The organism is Micromonospora sp. GCM10011541, from assembly GCF_042650725.1.
GTDB lineage: Bacteria > Actinomycetota > Actinomycetes > Mycobacteriales > Micromonosporaceae > Micromonospora > Micromonospora sicca.
Genome location: NZ_JBHSBP010000058.1, coordinates 34,830 through 56,170 on the forward strand (window position 1 = coordinate 34,830; position 21,341 = coordinate 56,170).

21 protein-coding genes and 2 pseudogenes are annotated in these 21,341 nt (G+C 73.8%); 7 read left to right on the plus strand and 16 right to left on the minus strand.

Going from position 1 to position 21,341, the window contains the following annotated elements; all coding sequences use genetic code 11:
• Nucleotides 1-103 precede the first annotated feature (103 nt).
• Nucleotides 104-694 (plus strand): pyridoxamine 5'-phosphate oxidase family protein, encoded by a 591-nt coding sequence (locus ACFOYX_RS25680; RefSeq protein WP_322439359.1) that lies wholly within the window; start codon nt 104-106, stop codon nt 692-694.
• A gap of 12 nt (nt 695-706) precedes the next feature.
• Here ACFOYX_RS25680 and ACFOYX_RS25685 read toward each other — a convergent pair whose 3' ends face one another.
• Nucleotides 707-2,188, minus strand: coding sequence for a peptide MFS transporter (locus ACFOYX_RS25685; protein ID WP_322439360.1), 1,482 nt, complete (start codon nt 2,186-2,188; stop codon nt 707-709).
• Nucleotides 2,189-2,406: 218 nt separating this feature from the next.
• On the opposite strand from ACFOYX_RS25685, the gene ACFOYX_RS25690 reads away from it, so the two are divergent.
• A complete protein-coding gene (locus tag ACFOYX_RS25690; protein ID WP_007070998.1) occupies nt 2,407-2,748 on the plus strand; it encodes an RNA polymerase-binding protein RbpA in 342 nt (113 codons plus the stop codon).
• A gap of 64 nt (nt 2,749-2,812) precedes the next feature.
• Here ACFOYX_RS25690 and ACFOYX_RS25695 read toward each other — a convergent pair whose 3' ends face one another.
• The 6 genes from ACFOYX_RS25695 to ACFOYX_RS25720 form a co-directional block, all read right to left on the minus strand.
• Nucleotides 2,813-3,337: an FxsA family protein gene (locus ACFOYX_RS25695; RefSeq protein WP_322439361.1), complete on the minus strand. Its 525-nt coding sequence runs from the start codon at nt 3,335-3,337 to the stop codon at nt 2,813-2,815.
• Between the two features lie 61 nt (nt 3,338-3,398).
• Entirely contained in the window at nt 3,399-4,202 is an 804-nt protein-coding gene (locus ACFOYX_RS25700; RefSeq protein WP_109804566.1) for a polyprenol monophosphomannose synthase, read from the minus strand.
• 38 nt (nt 4,203-4,240) lie between these two features.
• Nucleotides 4,241-5,845 (minus strand): apolipoprotein N-acyltransferase, encoded by a 1,605-nt coding sequence (gene lnt / locus ACFOYX_RS25705; RefSeq protein WP_377534484.1) that lies wholly within the window; start codon nt 5,843-5,845, stop codon nt 4,241-4,243.
• A 71-nt stretch (nt 5,846-5,916) separates the two neighbouring features.
• A complete protein-coding gene (locus ACFOYX_RS25710) occupies nt 5,917-6,282 on the minus strand; it encodes a hypothetical protein (protein WP_255544407.1) in 366 nt (121 codons plus the stop codon).
• 29 nt (nt 6,283-6,311) lie between these two features.
• Nucleotides 6,312-6,620 carry a hypothetical protein gene (locus ACFOYX_RS25715; RefSeq protein WP_322439362.1) on the minus strand — a complete coding sequence of 103 codons (309 nt, stop codon included), beginning with the start codon at nt 6,618-6,620 and terminating at the stop codon, nt 6,312-6,314.
• Nucleotides 6,621-6,707: 87 nt separating this feature from the next.
• The gene (locus ACFOYX_RS25720) at nt 6,708-8,288 is read right to left on the minus strand and encodes an FAD-dependent oxidoreductase (RefSeq protein WP_322439363.1); all 1,581 of its coding nucleotides are present in this window, start codon (nt 8,286-8,288) and stop codon (nt 6,708-6,710) included.
• 72 nt (nt 8,289-8,360) lie between these two features.
• On the opposite strand from ACFOYX_RS25720, the gene ACFOYX_RS25725 reads away from it, so the two are divergent.
• Entirely contained in the window at nt 8,361-8,942 is a 582-nt protein-coding gene (locus tag ACFOYX_RS25725; RefSeq protein ID WP_322439364.1) for an XRE family transcriptional regulator, read from the plus strand.
• Between the two features lie 73 nt (nt 8,943-9,015).
• The gene (locus ACFOYX_RS25730; RefSeq protein WP_322439365.1) at nt 9,016-9,702 is read left to right on the plus strand and encodes an alpha/beta fold hydrolase; all 687 of its coding nucleotides are present in this window, start codon (nt 9,016-9,018) and stop codon (nt 9,700-9,702) included.
• A 419-nt stretch (nt 9,703-10,121) separates the two neighbouring features.
• On the opposite strand, the gene ACFOYX_RS25735 is transcribed toward ACFOYX_RS25730, so the two are convergent.
• From ACFOYX_RS25735 to ACFOYX_RS25760, 6 genes are read right to left on the minus strand one after another with little or no spacing between them, the layout of a single operon-like run.
• Entirely contained in the window at nt 10,122-11,456 is a 1,335-nt protein-coding gene (locus ACFOYX_RS25735; RefSeq protein WP_322439366.1) for a glutamate mutase L, read from the minus strand.
• Complete coding sequence (locus tag ACFOYX_RS25740) at nt 11,453-11,845, minus strand: hotdog domain-containing protein (RefSeq protein ID WP_322439367.1); 393 nt, start codon at nt 11,843-11,845, stop codon at nt 11,453-11,455. Before ACFOYX_RS25740 ends, ACFOYX_RS25735 begins: the two co-directional genes overlap by 4 nt.
• On the minus strand, nt 11,842-12,618 hold the full coding sequence (locus ACFOYX_RS25745) for an OAM dimerization domain-containing protein (protein WP_109803242.1): 777 nt from the start codon (nt 12,616-12,618) through the stop codon (nt 11,842-11,844). The genes ACFOYX_RS25740 and ACFOYX_RS25745 overlap by 4 nt, the downstream gene beginning before the upstream one ends.
• Nucleotides 12,615-14,177, minus strand: coding sequence for a lysine 5,6-aminomutase subunit alpha (locus ACFOYX_RS25750; protein WP_322439368.1), 1,563 nt, complete (start codon nt 14,175-14,177; stop codon nt 12,615-12,617). Before ACFOYX_RS25750 ends, ACFOYX_RS25745 begins: the two co-directional genes overlap by 4 nt.
• 46 nt (nt 14,178-14,223) lie before the next feature.
• Nucleotides 14,224-15,795: an amidohydrolase family protein gene (locus ACFOYX_RS25755; protein ID WP_322439369.1), complete on the minus strand. Its 1,572-nt coding sequence runs from the start codon at nt 15,793-15,795 to the stop codon at nt 14,224-14,226.
• A gap of 5 nt (nt 15,796-15,800) precedes the next feature.
• On the minus strand, nt 15,801-16,850 hold the full coding sequence (locus tag ACFOYX_RS25760; protein ID WP_322439441.1) for a zinc-binding alcohol dehydrogenase: 1,050 nt from the start codon (nt 16,848-16,850) through the stop codon (nt 15,801-15,803).
• A 157-nt stretch (nt 16,851-17,007) separates the two neighbouring features.
• Here ACFOYX_RS25760 and ACFOYX_RS25765 point away from each other — a divergent pair, with 157 nt between their 5' ends.
• Both ACFOYX_RS25765 and ACFOYX_RS25770 read left to right on the plus strand, forming a co-directional pair.
• Entirely contained in the window at nt 17,008-18,414 is a 1,407-nt protein-coding gene (locus ACFOYX_RS25765; protein WP_322439370.1) for a lysine 2,3-aminomutase, read from the plus strand.
• Nucleotides 18,415-18,513: 99 nt separating this feature from the next.
• Nucleotides 18,514-19,538, plus strand: a pseudogene (locus tag ACFOYX_RS25770) (low temperature requirement protein A); the annotation flags it as partial.
• Between the two features lie 110 nt (nt 19,539-19,648).
• On the opposite strand, the gene ACFOYX_RS25775 reads toward ACFOYX_RS25770, so the two are convergent.
• Nucleotides 19,649-19,984 (minus strand): YnfA family protein, encoded by a 336-nt coding sequence (locus ACFOYX_RS25775; protein WP_109799861.1) that lies wholly within the window; start codon nt 19,982-19,984, stop codon nt 19,649-19,651.
• 263 nt (nt 19,985-20,247) lie between these two features.
• Complete coding sequence (locus tag ACFOYX_RS25780) at nt 20,248-20,433, minus strand: CsbD family protein (RefSeq protein ID WP_109799862.1); 186 nt, start codon at nt 20,431-20,433, stop codon at nt 20,248-20,250.
• Nucleotides 20,434-20,598: 165 nt separating this feature from the next.
• On the opposite strand from ACFOYX_RS25780, the gene ACFOYX_RS25785 reads away from it, so the two are divergent.
• On the plus strand, nt 20,599-21,210 hold the full coding sequence (locus tag ACFOYX_RS25785; protein ID WP_109799863.1) for a histidine phosphatase family protein: 612 nt from the start codon (nt 20,599-20,601) through the stop codon (nt 21,208-21,210).
• Here ACFOYX_RS25785 and ACFOYX_RS25790 read toward each other — a convergent pair.
• Nucleotides 21,140-21,336: pseudogene (locus tag ACFOYX_RS25790) on the minus strand (Lrp/AsnC family transcriptional regulator); the annotation flags it as partial. The gene ACFOYX_RS25785 and the pseudogene ACFOYX_RS25790 sit on opposite strands and share 71 nt — an antisense overlap.
• Between the last annotated feature and the right edge of the window lie 5 nt (nt 21,337-21,341).

Below are 21,341 nucleotides of genomic sequence, written 5' to 3' on the forward strand. Positions count from 1 at the left end.
TCTCGGGCACGCGTCGCCACCGGCCCGGGAAGTGACCGCCGGCACGTCACCGCAGGCTGGGACGGGACAGCGGCACGACCCCGTTGGCGGCGATGATGCCGAGGTGGGAAAGACGTACGAACGCATCGACGGTCGGCTGCGCACCTTCATCGAGGAGCAGCCGATGTTCTTCACCGCCACCGCGCCGCTGTCCGGCGACGGCACGGTCAACCTCTCCCCCAAGGGGTTGCGCGGCTCCTTCGCCGTCGTCGACGACCGGACGGTCGCCTACCTGGACTTCGCCGGCTCCAATGCGGAGACCATCGCCCACCTGCGGGAGAACGGCCGGATCACGCTGATGTGGTGCGCGTTCTCCGGCCCGCCGAACATCGTGCGGGTGCACGGCCGCGGCGAGCCGGTGTTCCGCGACGATCCCCGCTGGGTGGACCTGGTCCGGTTCTTCCCGGACATCGACACGAGCGTGCACGGCCTGCGCGCGATCATCCTGGTGCGTGCCGAGCTGATCCGCGACACCTGCGGCTACGCGGTTCCGCTGATGACCTACGACGCCGACCGGGACCTGCACGGCAGGCGCTTCGCCCGCGAGGACGACGCCTCGCTGAGCGGGTACTTCGCCGGGAAGGAACACGTCGCTAGCAGCATCGACGGGCTGCCCGGGCTGCCGCTGCCGCTGCCGCCGACCCCGGCGGTGTGACGGCGGGGCCGGTCAGTGGATGCCGGCCATCAGCTGCCGGATGTGCCGGGCGAACATCACCGCGCCGAGCCCGAGCACCACCGACGCCAGCCCGAAGGTGAGGAAGTACGTAGGCTCTGGCCACGTCTCGGCCAGCCGGGCCACCTGGCCACCGATGGCGTCGCCGACGGCGGTGGCGAGGAACCACAGGCCCATCATCTGGCTGGCGTACTTCACCGGGGCGAGCTTGGTGGTGGCCGACAGGCCCACCGGGCTCAGCGCCAGCTCACCGGCGACCTGGATGGCGTACACGGCCACCAGCCACCACGGGGAGACCAGGTCACCGCCGACGGCGGCCTGGGCGGCCGCGGCCATCAGCACGAACGACAGCCCGTTGAGGACCAGGCCGACGGCGAACTTCATCGGCGTGGAGACCCGGTGCCCGAGGCGCAGCCACAGCCAGGCGGCCAGCGGCGCGCCGATGATGATCAGGATCGGGTTGACCGACTGGAGCCAGGATGCGGGGAAGGTGAACCCGAGGACGTCCCGGTCGGTCTTGTCGGCGGCGAAGATGTTCAGCACCGAGCCCGCCTGGTCGTAGATCAGCCAGAACGCCGCGGCGAAGACGAACAGCCACAGGTATGCCTTCATCCGGCTGCGCTCGGTCCCGCTGATCTCCCCGTCGGTGAGGATCCGGGCGAAGTAGCCGATGGTCACCAGCACCGTGACGACGGTGAGCAGGTTCACCACGGTGTTGACGGTGAAGAGCCCGAACAGGGCGAGGACGGCGAACACCAGCAGCACCGCGACGGTGACGACGGCGATGCGGGTCAGCGCGCGGCGGCGGTCCGCGCCGAGCAGCGGGTCGGCGGGCCGGGCGCCGGCCTCGCCGAGGTTGCGCCGGCCCAGGACGTACTGCAGCACACCGAAGGTCATGCCGATCGCGGCGGCGCCGAAGCCCAGGTGCCAGTTGATCTTCTCGCCGAGGAAGCCGGTGACCAGCGGCGCGATGAACGCGCCCAGGTTGATGCCCATGTAGAAGATGGAGAAGCCGGCGTCGCGGCGCGGGGAGTCCCGGTCGTACAGGGCGCCCACCATGGTCGAGATGTTGGGTTTGAGCAGCCCGGTGCCGAGCACGATCAGCGCCATGCCGGCGAAGACGCTCCACCGGGCGGGGATCGCCATCACGTAGTGGCCGGCGGCGATGACCACGCCGCCCCACAGCACGCTGCGCCGGGCCCCGATGAGGCGGTCGGCGACCCAGCCGCCGGGCAGCGCCATCAGGTAGACCATCGCGTTGTAGGTGCCGTAGACGGCGTTGGCGGTGGACTCCCGGATGGCCAGCCCGTCGTCGGCCACCGCGGCGGTGAGGTAGAGCACCAGGATCGCGCGCATGCCGTAGAAACTGAACCGCTCCCACATCTCGGTGAGGAACAGAGTCGACAGCGCCCGCGGGTGACCGAAGAAGGTCTTCCCGCCGGGCGGTCGGGCGTCGACCGGCGCGTCACTGGTCATCGTCACCTCCGGCACACCTGGGGCGGCTAACATCCCCGGTGACAGCGAAAACACTCCACCGTTTCAACCCGGCCGGGGACGACCCCGCCGGGCTCAGGTCATGGCCGGTTACCCTTGCAGGGGTCCCGGGGCCGGATCACCCACCTGGGCGGGAATGCCCCGGTGGCGACGGACCGTTACACGAGAAGACCAGCACCACGAACGAGGGGAAGTCGATCATGGGCGAGCGTATGCTGCGCGGAAGCCGCCTGGGCGCGGTGAGCTACGAATCCGACCGCAACACCGAGCTCGCGCCGCGTCAGACCCGCGAGTACCTGTGCGCCAAGGGCCACCAGTTCGAGGTGCCGTTCGCCGTCGACGCCGAGGTCCCGACGACCTGGGAGTGCAAGTTCGACGGCAGCGTCGCCCGGCTCGTCGACGGCACCGAGCCGGAGCAGAAGAAGGCCAAGCCGCCGCGTACCCACTGGGACATGCTGCTGGAGCGGCGCTCCATCGCCGAGCTGGAGGACATCCTGGCCGAGCGACTCCAGGAGGTCCGCACCCGCCGCGGCCGCGCCTGAGCGCACCACGTACGACCGAAGCGCCCCCGGGAAGAACCTTCCCGGGGGCGCTTCGCCGTCTCGTTCAGGGCCGGCCGGGCTCGATGATCTCGCCCTCGATGGCCCGCCCGGGGTCCGTCACCGGCTGCTGCGGGGCGGTCGGCGTGGGCGCCGGCTGCGGGGCGCCGCGCCGCACCCGGACCCGACGCGGGCCGAACAGGTCACCGGCGACCATCGACGACACCCGGCCCTCGGCGGCACGCTGCACACCGACCCGGGCGAGTCGACGCACCGGCGGGACCAGCAGCAACAGCCCGACCACGCCGCTGACCAGCCCGGGGGTGGCCAGCAGCAACGCACCCAGCAGCCCCACCAGCCCGTCGGTCACCTGCGGTCCCGGCGGTTGACGCGACTCCACGGCGGCCCGGAAGCCCCGCCACGCGCGCATCCCCTCCCGGCGCAGCAGCACCAGCCCGAGCAGGGACGCCGCGAACACCAGCAGCACCGCGGAACCGAACCCGATCCCCCGGCCCACCAGGACGAACACCGTCAGCTCCAGCACCGCGAGCAGCAGCAGGGCCGGCGGTACGAATCTCAGTCCTCGGCGCATGTCACCTCATCTGCCTGGGGCGGGTCGGACATCCGCCCTGTCCAGCATGACACGGCGCCGCTCAGGGCCACCGGACCTGACCGTCGGGGGTGCCGTGCAGGCCCCGCCGCACCGCCGTGCGCCGGTCCTGCAGCGCCCACCCGGTGATCCGCCACAGCGCCTCGGCCACGATCAGCGGGCTCATCTTGCTGTCGCCGTGCTCCCGCTCGGCGAAGGTGATCGGCACCTCGACGATCCGCACCCCGGCGCGGTGCGCCAGCCGGGACAGCTCCACCTGGAAGGCGTACCCCTGCGAGCTGACCGACTCCAGGTCGATCGCGTCGAGGGCCGTCGACCGGTACACACGGTAGCCGCCGGTGGCGTCGGCCACCGGCATGCCCAGCGCCAGCCGCGCGTACAGGTTGCCGCAGCGCGACAGCAGCAGCCGGCGCAGCGGCCAGTTCAGCACCTGCGCTCCGGGCGTCCACCGGGAGCCGATCACCACTTCGGCGTCGCGGGCGGCGTCCAGCAGCGCCGGCAGGTCCTCCGGGGCGTGCGAGCCGTCGGCGTCCATCTCCACCACCGCGTCGTACTCGCGGCTGCGGGCCCACGCGAACCCGGCCAGGTAGGCCGCGCCGAGCCCTTCCTTGCTCTGCCGGTGCAGCACGTGCACCTGCGGGTCGGTCCGGGCGAGGGCGTCGGCGATCGCGCCGGTGCCGTCGGGGCTGTTGTCGTCGGCGACGAGGATCTCCACCGCGGGCGCGGCCTCGCGTACCCGGGCGACGATCCGGGTGACGTTGTCGGCCTCGTTGTAGGTGGGGATGACCACGAGGACCCGTCCCACCCCGGGATGGCCGACCGTCCGCCTCTCGGCTGCCTCGACCACCGCGTTACCGCCCTTCCGCGCGTACCGGCCCAGTCGTCCTAGTCGGGGGCGGCCTCCCGGCGGCGGCGCAGCACCGCCGCGCCGGCCAGGGCCGCGACGGCGAGCGCCGCGAGCGCCACCTCCGGCCACACTCCCGCCCGGGTGGCCGGCGTACGACCGTCCCCGAGCTGCATCTGCCGGACCACCACCGCCGCGGTGTTGAATCCGGTGGCACCGGTTACCCGCCCGTCCGGGGTAACGAACCCGGACACTCCGACCGTGGAGGCCATCAGCGCGGCCCGGCCGTGCTCGACCGCCCGCAGCCGCACCATGGCCAACTGCTGGCGGGCCTCGGCCACGTCGAAGGTGGCGTTGTTGGTCTGCACCACCAGCAGCTGCGCGCCGCCGGTGACGGTGTCCCGGACGATGCCGTCGTAGGCGACCTCGAAGCAGATCACGTCGCCGAGCACCGCCGGCCCGGCGTCGAGCACGCCGGGGTGGGTGCCCGCGACGAAGTCGGAGCGGACCCGGTCGACCTCGGAGCTGACCGCCCGGGCGATGGAACGCAGCGGCACGTACTCGGCGAACGGCACCGGGTGCCGCTTGGTGTAGAGCTGATCGAGGTCGGCTCCGCTGCCGGGCCGCCACAGCAGGCCGGCGTTGCGGACCTGCCCTTCGCCTGGGCCGAGCAGCACCGCGCCGACCAGGATCGGCGCGCCGATGGCGTCGGCGGCCTGGGAGATGCGGTCCCCGGCGCCGGGGTTGCGCAGCGGGTCGATGTCGCTGGAGTTCTCCGGCCAGACCACCAGGTCCGGTCGGGGCTGCGCCCCGGCGGCGACCTGCGCGGCGAGGGTCAGCGTGGCGTCGACGTGGTTGTTGAGCACGGCCTGGCGTTGGGCGTTGAAGTCCAGCCCGAGCCGGGGCACGTTGCCCTGCACGATGGCCACGGTGACGCTGTCGCCGCCGCCGCGTACGCCGACGGGCACCGCCGACCCGGCGCCGAGGACGACGGCCAGCGCGGCGAGCAGCCCGGCCACCGGCCGCCACTGACCGGCCTGGTGCTGCCACGGCCGCCAGGCGACGGCGACCAGCAGCCCGCCGGCCAGCGCCACCGCGAAGGTCACCAGCGGGGCCCCGCCGAGCGCGGCCAGCGGCAGCAGCGGCGAGGAGTCCTGGCTGAACGCCAACCGCCCCCACGGGAACCCACCGAAGGGGGTGCGGTCCCGCAGCGCCTCCTGCCCCACCCACAGCAGCCCGGTCAGCGCCGGCCACGCCCACCGCCACCGGTCGGCCAGCGGGGTCACCCAGGCGGTGGCCGCGCCGAGCAGCGCCAGGTAGCCGGCCTGCAGCAGGGACAGCAGCACCCACGGCAGGTAGCCGGTGTGCAGGTTCGTCCATTCCAGCAGCGGCGCGAACAGCGCCACCCCGGTGAGGAAGCCCAGCCCGGCGCCGGCGCGCAGCCGCCGCCGGTGCGCGGCCGCGGCCAGCAGCGCCACGCCGACCGGCGCCAGCGGCCACACCCCGTACGGGGGGAACGCGGCCAGCAGCGCCAGTCCGGCCACGAGCGCCAGCGGCACGGCCACCTTCAACGGGAGCGGACGTCCGGTCCCGCCGTCGCGTACCCCGGCGGTGGCACGCGCCTCTTCCCGGTCGAGCATCGTCACCGGCACCTCACCACGATCACGGGCCGAAGGCTACCCGGCCGGCGCCGTCCGATGCCGGTGCGGTGGCCTGCCTAGTCGGGCAGTGGGATCACCGGCAGGTCCCCGTCGCCGTACCGCGGCTCCCCGGTCAGGATCGGGGCGTCGTGCTCCAGGCAGGCCAGCACCGTGGTGGCCAGGTCCACGCGGCCGGTGAAGCCCCGCCAGTAGGCCAGTTCCTGCCACGACCCGGCGGGAGTCGGCAGCATGGCGCACGCGTCCAGACCGAGCAGCCGGTGCAGCGCCGCCCGGTCCTTCGGGTCGTCGACGACGGCGAGGGTCTCGGCGGCGGTCACGGCGGTCACGCCGAACCGCACCCCGTCGGCGATCACCTCGTGCAGCGGCTCCCCCACGTGCACCGAACCGGCCAGGTAGGCCAGCAGCGCGGACCGGTCCAGCATCAGCCGCACCGGCGGCGCGTCGTACGCCGTCACGCGGCCGGCGCCTGCGAGGAGCCGGTGACCTCGTTGTCGACCGCGTGGCGGACCCGCTCGCGCACCGCCTGGTAGCGCTCGGGCGGCCACGCCGCGTCCACCGCGGCGCGTGCCGCCCTCGCCCGGGCCACACCTTCCTCGGTGACCTGGATGCCCTGGTGCGCCAGTTCGGCGGTCAGCGCCTCCCGACGCATGAGCGCACGGGCGGCCTCCACCAGGTAGGCGCTGGCGTTGGGCTCACGCTCCAGGCGCTCGGCGACGTCCGGTGGAACGGAGATCGACAGCTTCCTCACCGGTCTGGTCATACCAGGCAGGATACCTGGTATGACCAGACCGGCGTGGCGTCGACGGGGGCTTCGGTGGGCGCGGGCAGCGGCAGGTGGCCGCCGGGTTCAGCTGCGGCGGCGTGCCACCAGCACGGCGTCGTGGATGGTGATGTCGCGTCCGTCGTGGTCCACCGCGGCCCGCGGCCGGGCCTCGGCCGCACACACCTGCCACACGTCGGGGTCGAGGTCGGCGGCGACCTCCTCGGCGGTGTACATCATGTCGGGGAAGTGCATCCGGTGTGCAGTGGTCCGCAGGTCGGACGGGTGGTGCCCGACGATCAGCAGGGTGCCGCCCGGGGCGACCGCGGCGGCCAGCCGCGCGAACAGCTGCCGTCGCGCGTCGCCGGGCAGGTGCATGTACTGCGCCGACACCAGGTCGTACCGGCCGGCCGGCGGCTGTTCCCGCAGGTCGGCCTGCGTCCAGGTGATCCGCGCGGCAACCGGCTCGCCGGCCGCTTCGGCGTGCGCGGCGGCCCGCCGCAGGGCGGTGTCGGCGATGTCGACCGCGGTGACCTGCCAGCCCCGCTGCGCGAGCCAGACGGCGTCGGCGCCCTCGCCGCAGCCGACCTCCAGCGCCCGCCCCGGAGCCAGGGCGGTGGCCTCGGCCACCAGTTGCGGGTTGGGCCGCCCGCTCCACACCGCCGGCCGGGCCTGGTAGCGCTCCTCCCAGGCGGCCCGCTCGAACATCGTGCTCAGGTCACGCCGGTAGCCGGCGACGGCGTCGTCGGTCTCCTCGGCGACCAGGTCGGCGTTGACGGCCGCGCCGGCGGTCAGCCCGGCCCCGGCGGCCGTGACCACCTGCGCGCGTACGTCGGCGACGTTGCCCGCCACCCACACGCCGGGCACGGCGGTGGCGCCGGTCGGGTCGGCGGGGATCTGCGCGCCGACGACGTGACCGGCCATCTCCACGTCGGCCGGGGCCAGCCCGAGCGACCGCAGCACGCCCGCCCGCGCGGTGGCCCGGGCGGCCACCACCACGGCGTCGAGCGCGACGACCTCGCCGGAGGCCAGCCGCACGCCGGTGAGCGCGTCGCCGGTCACCTCCAGCGCGGCGACCGGGCCGTCGACGACGGCGATCCCGCGCGCCGCCAGCCGCTCGGCCTCCTCCGCGTCCGGCTCCGGGACGTCGTGCAGCAGCAGCGTCACGTGCGGGCTCCACTGCCGCCACAGCTGCGCCTGGTGCGCCGCGAGGGGCCCGGTGGCCAGCACCCCGATCCGCCGGTCCCGGACCTCCCAGCCGTGGCAGTACGGGCAGTGCAGCACGTCGCGTCCCCACCGCCCGGCCAGCCCGGGCACGTCGGGCAGTTCGTCGACCAGCCCGGTGGTGACCAGCAGCCGCCGGGCCCGCACGTCCCGCCCGTCGTGCAGGGTCACCAGGAACCCGTCGCCGTCGCGCGTCGCGTCCTCGGCCGTCCCGGCGACGATCTCGCCGCCGTACCGGGTGACCTCGTCGCGGCCGGCGGCGAGCAGGTCGGCCGGCGGCGTGCCGTCGTGGCCGAGGAAGTTGTGCACCTGCCCGGCCGGCGCGTTGCGGGGCTGCCCCGCGTCGATCACGAGCACGGACCGCCGCGCCCGGGCCAGGGCCAGCGCCCCGGCGAGCCCGGCGGCCCCACCGCCGACCACCACCACGTCGTATCTGTCGTTCATCGTCGCCTCCGTCGCTGTTGTCGGTGCCCACCGTGCGCCCGACCCGGCTCAGCGGCAAGTAATGTTGCTGTTATGGCAAACGAGGAGTCGGCGGTGCTGGCGGCGGTGGGTCCCCGGCTGCGGGCCCTGCGCACCCGGCGCGGCGTCACCCTGGCCCAGCTCGCGGAGACCACCGGCATCTCGGTCAGCACCCTGTCCCGGCTGGAGTCCGGTGGCCGCCGGCCCACCCTGGAGCTGCTGCTGCCCCTCGCCCGCGCCCACCAGGTGCCGCTGGACGAGCTGGTGGGCGCGCCGGCCACCGGCGACCCGCGGGTGCACTCGCGCCCGATCGTCCGCCACGGCATCACGTTCCTGCCGCTGACCCGCCGCCCGGGCGGCCTGCAGGCGTTCAAGCAGATCCTGCCGCCGCACACCCCCGCCGAGCCGCGACAGCAGACCCACGAGGGCCACGAGTGGCTGTACGTGCTGTCCGGGCGGGTCCGCCTGCTGCTGGCCGAACACGACCTGCTGCTGACCCCCGGCGAGGTCGCCGAGTTCGACACCCGCCTGCCGCACGCGGTCGCCAACCCGGATTCCCAGCCCGCGGAACTGCTCACCCTGTTCGGCCCGCAGGGCGAGCGGCTGCACGTCCGCGCCCGCCCCGCCGCCCGCTGACCCTGGCGCGTTCCCGCCCGCACCTGTCGGACCCGGCTGGCATCCTGTGCCACATGCGACCACGGGGGCGACGATGACGTACGTGCTGATTCCCGGTGCCGGTGGCAGCGGCGACTACTGGCGGCTGCTCGTCGACGAGCTGCGCCGCCGGGGCCGGGAGGCGGTGGCGGTGGACCTGCCCGCCGCCGACGAACACGCCGCCCTGCCCGAGTACGCCGACACGGTCCGCGCCGCGGTCGACGGCCACCGGGACGTGACGCTGGTGGCGCAGTCGCTGGGCGCGTTCACCGCGCCGCTGGTCGCCGACCATCCGGCGGTGCGGCTGCTGGTGCTGGTCAACCCGATGATCCCCGCGCCCGGGGAGACCGCGGGCGACTGGTGGGCGGCCACCGGCCACGCGCCGGCCCGCGCCGCGTACGCGGCCGCGCAGGGCCGCGACCCGGACGCCGATGTGGACCTGGCGGTGGACTTCTTCCACGACGTGCCGCAGGAGGTGACGGCGCGGCTCCTGGCCGCCGGCGGGCCGTCGGAGTCGCCGGCGGTGTTCACCCGGCCCAATCCGCTGCGCCGCTGGCCGGAGGTGCCGACCCGGGTGGTGTCCGGCCGCGACGACCGGTTCTTCCCGCTGGAGTTCCAGCGGCGGCTCGCGCGTGAGCGTCTCGGCGTGGAGCCCGACGAGCTGCCCGGCGGGCACCTGCTCGCGTTGAGCCGGCCGGTGCTGCTCGCCGACCGGCTGGAGGCGTACCGGCGGGAGGTCTGAGACGGGGAACGAAATCGGGGCGCGGCTCGCGCCGCGCCCCGATGCTCCCAGGCCCTTCCCGGCCGGTGGGACGAGGATGAACGGCGCCGACCTTCGGACCGACCGGACGCGGACTGGCTGCCCCCGCCTGGCCGTTGTCTACTGGCCGTGCCTTTCACCCCGCCCGTACACCGGTAACCGCGGCCGGTCCGCGCCGCCCCGCCGACCCCCGCCCGCTGGACCTGGCCGCCGCGACGAGGTGCATCAGTGTCACTCGGCCAGCGGACGAAGGGACGAAGCGAACAACAGCCGCTTCCCGTGGTAGGACTCAAAGACGGTACGTTCTGCACCCCGCCCGCTGTCAACCCACCCGGGCCTGTCGTGTGTTGCGACACGGCGTGTCGCGTCGGCGCGTCTCGATCCGACGACCGTCGGTGCTCTCAGCGGTCCAGATGACGGCGCAGCAACGCCCGCGCCGCCGCCGGATGGTCGGCGGCGAGGAGCCCACCGGCGGCCAGGACGTAGTCGACGTCGACGACGGGCCGGGCCGCGCGCGGCAGCGGCCACCCGCCGGCGTGGTCGCCCAGCACCGCGCCCAGCACACCGGCGGCGTCGGTGGGCGTCGCGTGGCGCAGCACCCCGCCGGAGCCGACCAGCAGCCGCACGTCCCGCAGGTCCCGGCCGGCCCGTTCCCCCGTCGCGGCGCCGCGCGCGTGGCGGCGCAGCGCCACCGTGGCCGCGAGGGCGGCGATCCGGGCGTCGACGGCCCGGTCGGTGTCGCCGGCGGGCAGGAAGCCGGGCTCGGCGGCCCGCACCGCCGCCGCGGCGGCCAGGTCGTCCTGCTCGGCCGGGGCGAGGAGACGTTCCTCGGCGGCGGCGCGCACCACGCCGGGGGCGCTCCACCGCATGCCCAGGTCCCCCTCGACGGTGCGGGCCCGCCACAGGCTGCCGGCGACCTCCCGCCCGGGCCCGCTGTCCCGCTCGTCGGGGGTGAGCACCGAGTACACGTCGGTGGTGGCGCCGCCGACGTCGACGACGGCGAGGTCACCGCCGAGGGCGTCGGCGAGGACCTCCACCCCGGTGAGCACCGCGTCGGGGGTGGCGGCCCGCACCAGCCGGGCGAAGCGGGTGCCGCGGGAGAGCCGTTTGCCGCCGATGACGTGGCGCAGGAACACCTCGCGGATCGCCGCCCGCGCCGACGCGGGGGCGAGCACCCCGATGCGGGGCAGCACGTTGTCGGCGACGGTCACCGGCACCTTCGCGGCGGCGAGCAGGGCGCGCAGGTCGTCGCGGACGTCGGCGTTGCCGGCGAGCACCACGGGCACCCGCCAGCGGGCCCGGGCCAGCCGGGTGGCGTTGTGGGTGAGCGTGTCGGCGTCGCCGCCGTCGGTGCCGCCGACCAGCAGCACCACGTCGGGGCGGGCGGCCCGTAGCGCGGTCAGGTCGGCCGCGGCGAGCCGACCGGCGGCCACGTGCACCACGTTCGCGCCGGCGGACAGGCCGACCCGCCGGCCGGCCTGCGCGGTGACGAGGGGTTCGTAGCCGATCACCGCGAGGCGCAGGCCGCCGCCGGCCGACGAGCAGACGTACCAGGGCGCGTCGGCTGCGCCGAGCCGGGCGGTGGCCGCGCCGACGGCGGCGTCCAGGCCGTGCAGCACGTCCGTGCCGACGGTGGTCGGCGCCGACGCGGCCGCGACCAGCGCGCCGCCGTCGAGGTCGACCACCGCCGCCTTGGTGTACGTCGACCCGACGTCGGCGCAGACGGCGACGTTCACGCCGCCGGGGGTACGACCACCGTGCCGGTCGCGGTGACCGCCACGATCGGCTCCGCGAGGACCTCGGCGGCGGACTCGGAGTTGTCCGGCCGGCCCCGGCACACCACCCGCGCGGCGAAGTCGATGGTGCGGCTGCGGGTGCCCACCCGGGTCACCGTCGCGGTCACCTCGAGCACGTCACCGGCCTTCATCGGCGCCCGGAACTGCACGTCGGAGTAGGAGGCGAACAGCCCCTCGTCGCCGTCGGTGCGGATGCACACCTCGGTGGCGACGTCCCCGAACAGCCCCAGCGCGTACGCCCCGTCGACCAGGTTCCCCGCGTAGTGGGCGTGCGAGTACGGCACGTACCGGCGGTGGGTGACGGTCAGACCGACCCGGGAGTCACTCATGCTCTCGCCTTCTTGCTCGTGATCAGCGCGTGGACCAGGTAGCTGGCGACCTCGCCGGGGGTGGTGCCCCGGCCGAAGATCCGGTCCACGCCCAACTCGTCGGTCATCGTCTCGTCGAACCGGGGGCCGCCGACGATCAGCAGCGGCCGCTTCCCGGCCGGCATCGCCTCGCGGAACGCCGCGGACATCTCCCGGGTGTTGTGCAGGTGCGCGTCGCGCTGGGTGACGACCTGCGACACCAGCACCGCGTCGGCCTTCTCGACCCGGGCGGCCTCCACCAGCTCCGGCACGCTGACCTGCGCGCCCAGGTTGGTGACCTTCAACTCCCGGTAGTACTCCAGGCCCTTCTCACCGGCGATGCCCTTGACGTTGAGGATCGCGTCGATGCCCACGGTGTGCGCGTCGGTGCCGATGCACGCCCCCACCACGGACAGCTTGCGCCGCAACTTCTGCTTCACCACCGCGTTGACCTCCTTGGCCGACAGCAGCGGGAAGTCCCGCTCGACCACCTGCACCGCGGCGAGGTCCACCAGGTGGTTCACCCGCCCGTACACCACGAAGAAGGTGAAGCCGTCACCGATGGGCTTGGCGTGCACCAGCATCGCCGGGTCGATGCCCATCTTGTTCGCGAGCTGGACCGCCGCGCCCTCGGCCCGCTTGTCGTGCGGCACCGGCAGGGTGAACGACACCTGCACCATGCCGTCGCCGGTGGTGTCCCCGTACGGCCGCACGATCTTCTTCTCGGCGCCCGCGCCGGTCTCGACGACGCTCACGCCTGCTGCCCTTCCAGGATGTCGGTGGCCGGGTTGTAGTAGTCGCCCTCGTGCCTGGCGACCCCGTCGAGGCCCTTGCCCCGGTCCGCGGGCCGCTTCATGATCCCGAAGGTGCCCTCGGCGATGGCCGTGAGCAGCGACTGGTCCCCGATGCGCTCCAGCAGCTCCAGGGCCTCACCGAGCACCCGGTTGGCGCGCTGCTGGATGAACCCGCCGGGCGCGGGCACGAAGTCCTCGTGCAGCCCGCCGGCCGCGCCCAGCACGTAGCGGACGTTCTGCAGGGCGATGTCCCGGTCGGACAGCCACGGCGTCACCACCGCCTCGGTCATCATGCCGACCAGCAGGATGCCCTGCCCGGTCATGGTGCCCACCAGGTTGAAGAACCCGTCGAGCAGGTTGCCGCGGAACACGTCACCGGTCATGTGCTTCGTCGGCGGCATCCACTTCAGCGGCGCGTCGGGGAACAACTCCCGGGCCAGCAGCGCGTGCGCCAGCTCGAGGCGGAACGACTCCGGCACGTCCGGGTTGATCTCGAACGCGTGCCCCAGCCCCAACTGCCAGTCGGCCAACCCCGCCTCGTGCGCGAAGTACTCGTTGAGCAGCTGCGACACCGTCACCGTGTGCGCCTCGTCGACGGCGTCGGCGGTGGTGAGGTAGTTGTCCTCACCGGTGTTGATGATGATCCCCGCCCGGGCGTGCACCTGCCGGGAGAACCGCTGGTCGACGAAGGTGCGGATCGGGTTGATGTCGCGGAACAGGATCCCGTACATCGAGTCGTTGAGCATCATGTCGAGGCGTTCCAGGCCGGCCAGCGTCGCCATCTCCGGCATGCACAGACCCGACGCGTAGTTCGTCAGCCGCACGTACCGGCCCAGCTCCTTCGACGACTCGTCCAGGGCCGCCCGCATCAGCCGGAAGTTCTCCTGCGTGGCGTACGTGCCGGCGAAACCCTCCCGGGTCGCGCCCTCCGGCACGTAGTCCAGCAGCGACTGCCCCGTCGACCGGATCACCGCGATGACGTCCGCGCCGGCGCGGGCCGCGGCCTGCGCCTGCGGGATGTCCTCGTAGATGTCCCCGGTGGCCACGATCAGGTAGATCCACGGCCGCTGCTTCGGGTCCCCGTACCGCTTCACCAGGCGGTCCCGCTCGGCCCGGCGCCGGTCGACCTGCCGGACCCCGGCGGCGACCGCCTTCCGGGCGGCCTTACGCGCCGCGGTGGCCGCCTTCCCGGTGGGCTGCGTGAACCGCACCGACCCGGCGGCGCCCTTCTGCGCCAGCAGCGTCACATCGGTGATGCCCTCCCGCGCCAGGGCGTCGAACACCGGCGCCGCGACGCCGTGCCCCAGGCCGGTGTCGGCGACCACCGCGTCGACCAGGCGGTTCACCCACGGGATGCCGTCGGGGTCGGCGCCGGTCACCCCGGCCAGCCGCAGCACCGCCCGCTCCACCGACACGGTGGTGTGGCTGCGCGCCAGATCCACCACCGGCTGCCCGGCGCGGCGCGCCAACTCCCGCGCCCGCGCCACCAGCGCCGGATCCAGCTCAAGCTTGCCCGTCACGCTGTCGCGCCCCCGTCTGTACCGATGGTTCGCTCGCTCCGCTCGCTCACGAAGACCCTTCCTCATAGATCACGTCACCCCGCAGCACCGTGGCCCGGCACACCGGCAGCGGCGTCGGATCGTCCGCGCCCCGCAGCTCCGGGTCCTCGGCCTGCAGCACCGGCAGTCCCCGGTCCACCCCGGCCGGGGTGGACCACACCGCGAACGTCGCCGGCGCGCCCAGCGCGAGCACACCCTCGTTGTCCAGGTGCACCGCCCGCCACCCGCCGCGGGTGTGCGCGGCGAACGCCGCCCGCGCGCTCATCCGCTGCGCCGGATTGTGGTGCGCCGCGGCGGCCCGCACCGAACCCCAGGGGTCCAGCGGCGTCACCGGCGAGTCCGACCCGAACGCCAACGCCACCCCGACCGAGTGCATCGCCCCCATCGGGTTGGACTCCAACGACCGGGAAAGGCCCAGCCGCGACTCGTACATCCGGCCCGCGCCGCCCCACAGCCGGTCGAACGCCGGCTGCATCGACGCCACGATCCCGTACTCCACGAACCCGGCGATCAGCCGCTTGTTCATGATCTCCGCGTGCTCGACCCGGTGCCGGGCCGCCCGCAGCCGGTCGGTGCCCACCTTCTCCGCCGCCGCCGCGAACCCCGCCAGCACCGTGTCGATCGCCGCGTCACCGATGGCGTGGAACCCGCCCTGCAGGCCGTGCGCCGCGCAGTCCAGCAGGTGGTCGCGCACCTGCTCCGCGGAGAGGTACCCGTGCCCGCAGGACCCGGCCGTCGAGTCCAGGTACGCCGCCGACACGTGCGCCGTGCGCGACCCCAACGCCCCGTCGGCGAACAGGTCCCCACCCGCCCCGACCGCCCCCAACTCCCGGGCCCGCGCCGCGCCGAGCAGCTCACCCCAGTAGCCGTACACCTCCGGCACCCCGTCCCCGGAGATCCCCAGCAGGCCGGTGAAGTCGTCCTCGTCGGAGATCTCCGGCCCACCGCACTCGTGCACCGCGGCGATCCCCAGCGACGCCGCGTGGCGCAACGCCACCCGCTGCGCCGCCACCCGCTGCGCCCGGGTCACCGACCCCTGCGCCGCCGCCCGCACCACGTGGTGCGCGTCGCGCCGCAGCCAGCCCGACGGGTCGTAGCCGGGCGCGGCCGCCGCCTCCGGGCAGGCCGCCAACAACGCCGCCGACACCAGCGCCGAGTGGATCGACGCCTGCGACAGGTACACCCGCCGGCCACCGGCCGCCCGGTCCAGCGCCGCCGCGTCCGGCAGGGTCCGCTCCGACCAGTACGACTCGTCCCAGCCGTGCCCCAGCACCACCGCGTCGCCCGGCAGGCCCGCCGCGTACGCGGACACCGCGTCCAGCAGCTCACCGGCCGAGCGCACCGCCGACAGGTCCAGGCCCGACAGGACCAGACCGGTGTCGGTGGCGTGCACGTGGGCGTCCACGAACGCGGGCGTCACCAGCGCGCCGTCGAGGTCCACCACCCGGTCGGCGGTCGGGGCGTCCGCGGCCGCACCCAGCCAGCCGATCCGGCCGTCCCGGACCAGCAGCGCCGTCGCGCTCGGCTCGGCCGGACAGTGCAGCACGCCGCCGCGGTACAAGGTCGAGGGGTTCGTCATGGGGTTCAGTCTGCCGCCAACCGGGACTCGAAGAGACCACGCACCCCCGGCTCGGAGCGCAGCAGCTCCAACGCCAACTCCGCGTGACCCGGCACGTACCCGTTGCCCACCAGCATCGTCACGTCCGCCGCCAGGCCCTCCGCGCCCAGCGCGGCGGCGGCGAAGCTCGTCGCCATCGAGAAGAAGATCACCGTGCCGCCGTCCTCGGTGGCCAGGACCGCCCCATGCTCGCAGCCCGGCACGTCCACGCAGACCACCGTCACGTCGGCCGGCGCGCCCAGCGCGGTGGTCACCGCGGTGGACAGGCCCACCGGGTCGCGGGCGTCGGCCAACGCGACGCCGGTGGCCAGCCCGGCCCGCTCCAGCGCGTCGCGCTCCGCCGCCACCGGCACCACCCCGACGGTACGACCCGCGCCCGCCCGCCGCGCCGCCGCGAGGGACAGCGACCCGCTCTTGCCGGCGCCGCCGATCACCGCCACGTTCACCGGCCGCGGGTCGCCCTCGCGCCGGCGTCGGGCGACGTGCTCGGCCACCACCCGGGCGGTCAGCGCCGGCGCCCCGCACACGTCCAGGACCGCCAGGGACAGCTCCGGGTGCAGGTCGGCCGGCAGGACCGCCGCGATCGACCGGGCGAACAGGATGGCGTACCCGTCACAGGGCACCTGCTCGCTGCGCCCGTCCCAGCGGGCCAGGCCGTCGAGGACCATCAGCGGGGTCAGCGTCAGCGACACCAGGGTCGCCACCCGGTCGCCCGCCTTCAGCCCCAGCGGGGACCGCCGGCCGGCCTCCTCCACCGTGCCGATCAGCATCCCGCCCGACCCGGTCACCGGGTTCTGCATCTTCCCCCGGGTGGAGATGATCTCCAGCACCTCGGCGCGGACCTTCTCCCCGTCGCCGCCGTGCTTCTCCGACAGCTGCCGGAAGCTCGCCGCGTCCAGGTTCAGCCGCTCCACCCGGATGCGGACCTCGTTCGCGGCGATCCGCGGGTCGGCGTCCAGCCGCCAGGCCGCCTGCGGCAGCACCCCCGCCGGTTCCACGACGCGGTGCAGACCCACCGGTGACGTCACGCCGACCCCCTACCTCCAGCCGCCCGAAGCCCTGGCTAGGACTCGCGTCGCGGGAAAACTTACGGCAGACTAATTTCTTTACCGGATATTTTCCAGTAGCCTTCGGGATCGCTGATCAACCCGCACCAGGAAACGAGGAGGGGCCGTGACCCAGACCCAACCGGTTGAGACCATCCCTCAACCCCGTCACGCCCCGGTCGCCGTCCCGACCGCCGGGCAGCCGTACGAATACCGCCGCAGCCCCCTGGTCGAACCCGACTGGACCCGCTTCCCCGGCTGGCGCCACGTCACCCGGGAGCAGTGGGAAAACGCCCAGTGGCAGCGGGTCAACTGCGTCAAGAACATCAAGCAACTGCGCACCGTCCTCGGCGACGGAGTCGACGAGTCCTTCTACGCCGACCTCGAGGCCGACCAGAAGGCCCTGGCCACCATGTCGATGCTGGTGCCGCCGCAGATGATCAACACGATGGTGCCGTTCGCGCCGATGACCACCGAGGCGTTCCTCGCCGACCCCATCCGGCGCTACATGATCCCCGTCGCCTCCGACCGGCGCACCGACTGGCCGTCGCACCCCTACGCCAGCCGCGACTCCCTGCACGAGCACGACATGTGGGTCGCCGAAGGCCTCACCCACCGCTACCCCACCAAGGTCCTCGCCGAGCTGCTCTCCACCTGCCCGCAGTACTGCGGCCACTGCACCCGGATGGACCTCGTCGGCAACTCCACCCCCGCCGTCGACAAGCTCAAGCTCACCCTCAAGCCCGTCGACCGGTACGACGCCCACATCAGCTACCTCAAGGCCCACCCCGGCGTCCGCGACGTCGTCGTCTCCGGCGGCGACGTGGCCAACGTGCCGTGGAAGAACCTCGAGTCGTACCTGATGCGTCTGCTGGAACTGGAAACCGTCCGCGACATCCGGCTCGCCACCAAGGCCCTCATGGGCCTCCCCCAGCACTGGCTGCAGCCCGACGTCGTCGAGGGCCTCGAACGGGTCGCCCGCACCGCCTCCCGCCGCGGCGTCAACCTCGCCATCCACACCCACGTCAACCACGCCCAGTCGCTCACCCCGCTGGTCGCCAAGGCCGCCCAGACCGCCCTTGACGTCGGCGTCCGCGACGTCCGCAACCAGGGCGTGCTCATGCGCGGCGTCAACGCCACCGCCCCCGACCTGCTCGACCTCTGCTTCGCCCTCCAAGGCGAAGCGGGCATCCTGCCGTACTACTTCTACATGTGCGACATGATCCCCAACGCCGAACACTGGCGGGTCCCGGTCTGGCACGCCCAGCAACTCCAGCACGACATCATGGGCTACCTGCCCGGCTACGCCACCCCGCGGATCGTCTGCGACGTCCCCTTCGTCGGCAAGCGCTGGGTGCACATGCTCACCGAGTACGACCGCGAACGCGGCATCTCCTACTGGACCAAGAACTACCGCACCTCGATCGAGTCCGCCGACCTGGAGGCGCTCAACAAGCGCTACGCCTACTACGACCCGATCGACACCCTGCCCGCCGCAGGCCAGCAATGGTGGGCCGACCACCGCGACGACTGACCCGAAACGGACCCTCGCCCCGGCACCCGCAGGTGCCGGGGCGATCCCTTTCCCCCAGCGCCGCACCACCGACGGCCGCGGGCACTAGCCTCCAGATCCATGAGCCCGGCAGCCCCCGACACCGCCGCCCGGGTCACCGCCGTCGAGATCTTCTTCGACGTCGTCTTCGTCTTCATCGTCACCCAGCTCGCCCACGTCCTCGAAGACGACCTCACCTGGGCCGGCTTCGGCCGCACCGTCCTCATCCTCGGACTGCTCTGGTACCCCTACACCGGCTACGCCTGGCTGACCAACCACGTGCCACCCGACGCCCCGCCCAGAAGATCGCCCTCTTCGCCGGCATGGCCGGCTTCCTGCTCACCAGCGTCGCCATCCCCGCCGCGTTCACCGACACCGGCCTGCTCTTCGCCCTCGGCTACCTCGTCCTCAACGGCGTCCACCTGATCATGTTCAGCCGCTCGGACGCCCGCGCCGTCGTCCCCCGCCTCGCCTCCTACAACCTCGGCGCGGCGCTGCTCATCGTCATCGCCGCGTTCGTCGACGCCCCCGCCACCTACGCGCTCTGGCTCGCCGCCGCCCTCGTCCAGGCCGCGCTGCCCTACCTCACACCCGGACACTCCTGGATCCGCGTCGCCAGCACCTTCCACGTCTCCGCCGGACACTTCGTCGAACGCCACGGCCTGCTCGTGATCATCGCCCTAGGCGAGACCGTCGTCGCCATCGGCGCCGGCGTCGACGTCCGCCACGTCACCGCCGGCACGGCGGGCGCCATCGTCATGGGACTCGCCCTGCCCGCCGCCATGTGGTGGACCTACTTCACCGACACCCGCAACGCCGTTGCCTCCCTCACCACCGCCACCCCAGGCGCCCGCACCCACCTCGCCGCCCGCACCTACGTGCTGCCGCACTACCTGATCCTGCTCGGCATCATCGCCACCGCCGCCGGCATCCACGCCGCCGTCTCCCACCCGGGCGAGCCGGCCAGCATCGGAGCCGCGCTCGCGCTCTCCGGCGGCGTCGCCCTGTTCCTCACCGGCGTCGCCGGCGCCCGGCTGGGCCTGCGCCTCGGCCTACCCCTGGCCCGACCAGCCGGCGCCACCGCCGCGCTCGCCACCCTGCCCCTCGGCATCGGGACCGTCGCCGGTGCGCAGCTCGCCGCGGCAATCGGTGTGCTCACCGTGATGCTGTTGGCTGGCCCACTCCGCGGCGAGCCGCACACGCGACGACGTAGCGGTCAGCCGCCCCGCGGCGCGTACATGATGACGGCGACGCCCAGCAGGCAGATCGCCGCGCCCGCCACGTCCCAGCGGTCCGGGCGGAAGCCGTCCACCAGCACACCCCAGCCCAGCGACCCGGCCACGAACACACCCCCGTACGCGGCCAGGATCCGACCGAAGTTGGGGTCCGGCTGGAACGTCGCCACGAACCCGTACGCCCCCAGCGCCAGCACGCCCGCCGCGATCCACCACAGCCCCCGGTGCTCCCGCCAGCCCTGCCAGACGAGCCACGCTCCCCCGATCTCGGCCAGCGCGGCCAGCACGAACAGCAGCAGGGAACGGGCAACCGTCATGCCGGGAGGCTACCCAGCGGCCACCGCATCAGCTCACCGAGCCGTCCGCGAGGTCTCGCCCGGTCGGTGAGCCCGTCCAGGGCGGCCTCGCGCCCGGCCGGAACCCGCACGTCCACGACAACGCCGTCCGTGGCGGAGACCAGGAAGGTGAAGGAGGAGCATCCGGACTCATGCTTCGACGGTATGCCGTACCGGGTACCGGACGGAGGTAGCCCAGACGCACGGCGACGGGCTCCCGGACTGGGAGCCCGTCGCCGTGCGGGTCACTTGTTGAAGGCGTCCTTGACGTCGCGGCCGGCCTGCTCGCCGGCCTTTCGGGCGCGCGCCGTGCTCTGCTCGGTGGCGCCCTCCGCCCGCAACCGTTCGTTGTCGGTGGCCTGGCCGATCCGCTCCTTGGCAAGTCCGCTTAGCTCCTGGGCCTTGTTCTTCGTCTTCTCGGTGAAGCTCATCGAGGACTCCCTCCGCTGTCGCGGCATTCCGGGGCCGCATGCTCCGTCCCCGGGTGCGTCCCCGCATGTCCCTTGGCCAAACGGCTGGTGTGCCCGGGCACAACCGCTAAAGCGTCCTAGGATACTAGGTGAACGGGGAAGCGCGCCGGCTGGTTAACTGGACGAATGGGAGAGATCCTGCTGATCCGGCACGGCGAGACGGCCTGGACCGCCAGTCACCGGCACACCTCGTACACCGACCTGGAGCTCACCCCCGACGGCGAGCGGCAGGCCCGCGCGCTCGGCGTGATGCTCGCGGGCCGGCGGTTCGTCCGGGTGCTGGCCAGTCCCCGGCAGCGGGCCCTGCGCACCGCGCAGCTCGCCGGCCTCGACGTCGACGCCACCGACCCCGACCTCGCCGAGTGGAGCTACGGCGAGTACGAGGGACGCACGACCGCGGACATCCAGGAGGAACACCCGCAGTGGAACATCTGGACCGACGGCTGCCCCGGTGGCGAGTCACCCTCGCAGGTCGGCGAACGCCTCGACCGGGTGCTCGCCCGGGTCACTCCCCTGCTCGACCGGGGCACCGTCGGCCTGGTCGGCCACGGGCACAGCCTGCGGGTGCTCGGCGCCCGCTGGATCGGCCTGCCGCCGTCGGCCGGCGCCCGGCTGCGGCTGGACACCGCCACCGTCAGCGTGCTCGGTCACGAGCACGGGCGGCAGGTCATCCAGCGTTGGAACCAGCCGGCTCCGCCGCCCCCCGGGACCGACCCCGGCCCGGGCGTTCGGCACTGATCTTCGGCGGCCGATTCTCGTACGGCGTGGACAGCACCACGGTGGTGCGGGTGGTGACGTTCGTGGAGGTCCCGATCTCCGGCAACAGCCGCTCCGGTCGGCTGGACCAGCTGGCCTGAGGGTCAAGGGAG

What these genes read in the sequence shown, in the direction of transcription:
- ACFOYX_RS25710 (WP_255544407.1), bottom strand. Translation starts at nt 6,282, where the DNA reads ATGCTGGACCGGTCCGCGCTGCTGGCCTACCTGGCCGGTTCGGTGCAC.
- ACFOYX_RS25775 (WP_109799861.1), bottom strand. Translation starts at nt 19,984, where the DNA reads ATGACGGTTGCCCGTTCCCTGCTGCTGTTCGTGCTGGCCGCGCTGGCC.
- ACFOYX_RS25715 (WP_322439362.1), bottom strand. Translation starts at nt 6,620, where the DNA reads ATGACCAGACCGGTGAGGAAGCTGTCGATCTCCGTTCCACCGGACGTC.
- ACFOYX_RS25785 (WP_109799863.1), top strand. Translation starts at nt 20,599, where the DNA reads ATGGGAGAGATCCTGCTGATCCGGCACGGCGAGACGGCCTGGACCGCC.
- ACFOYX_RS25755 (WP_322439369.1), bottom strand. Translation starts at nt 15,795, where the DNA reads ATGACGAACCCCTCGACCTTGTACCGCGGCGGCGTGCTGCACTGTCCG.
- ACFOYX_RS25690 (WP_007070998.1), top strand. Translation starts at nt 2,407, where the DNA reads ATGGGCGAGCGTATGCTGCGCGGAAGCCGCCTGGGCGCGGTGAGCTAC.
- ACFOYX_RS25720 (WP_322439363.1), bottom strand. Translation starts at nt 8,288, where the DNA reads ATGAACGACAGATACGACGTGGTGGTGGTCGGCGGTGGGGCCGCCGGG.
- ACFOYX_RS25780 (WP_109799862.1), bottom strand. Translation starts at nt 20,433, where the DNA reads ATGAGCTTCACCGAGAAGACGAAGAACAAGGCCCAGGAGCTAAGCGGA.
- ACFOYX_RS25695 (WP_322439361.1), bottom strand. Translation starts at nt 3,337, where the DNA reads ATGCGCCGAGGACTGAGATTCGTACCGCCGGCCCTGCTGCTGCTCGCG.
- ACFOYX_RS25730 (WP_322439365.1), top strand. Translation starts at nt 9,016, where the DNA reads ATGACGTACGTGCTGATTCCCGGTGCCGGTGGCAGCGGCGACTACTGG.
- ACFOYX_RS25725 (WP_322439364.1), top strand. Translation starts at nt 8,361, where the DNA reads ATGGCAAACGAGGAGTCGGCGGTGCTGGCGGCGGTGGGTCCCCGGCTG.
- ACFOYX_RS25740 (WP_322439367.1), bottom strand. Translation starts at nt 11,845, where the DNA reads ATGAGTGACTCCCGGGTCGGTCTGACCGTCACCCACCGCCGGTACGTG.
- ACFOYX_RS25685 (WP_322439360.1), bottom strand. Translation starts at nt 2,188, where the DNA reads ATGACCAGTGACGCGCCGGTCGACGCCCGACCGCCCGGCGGGAAGACC.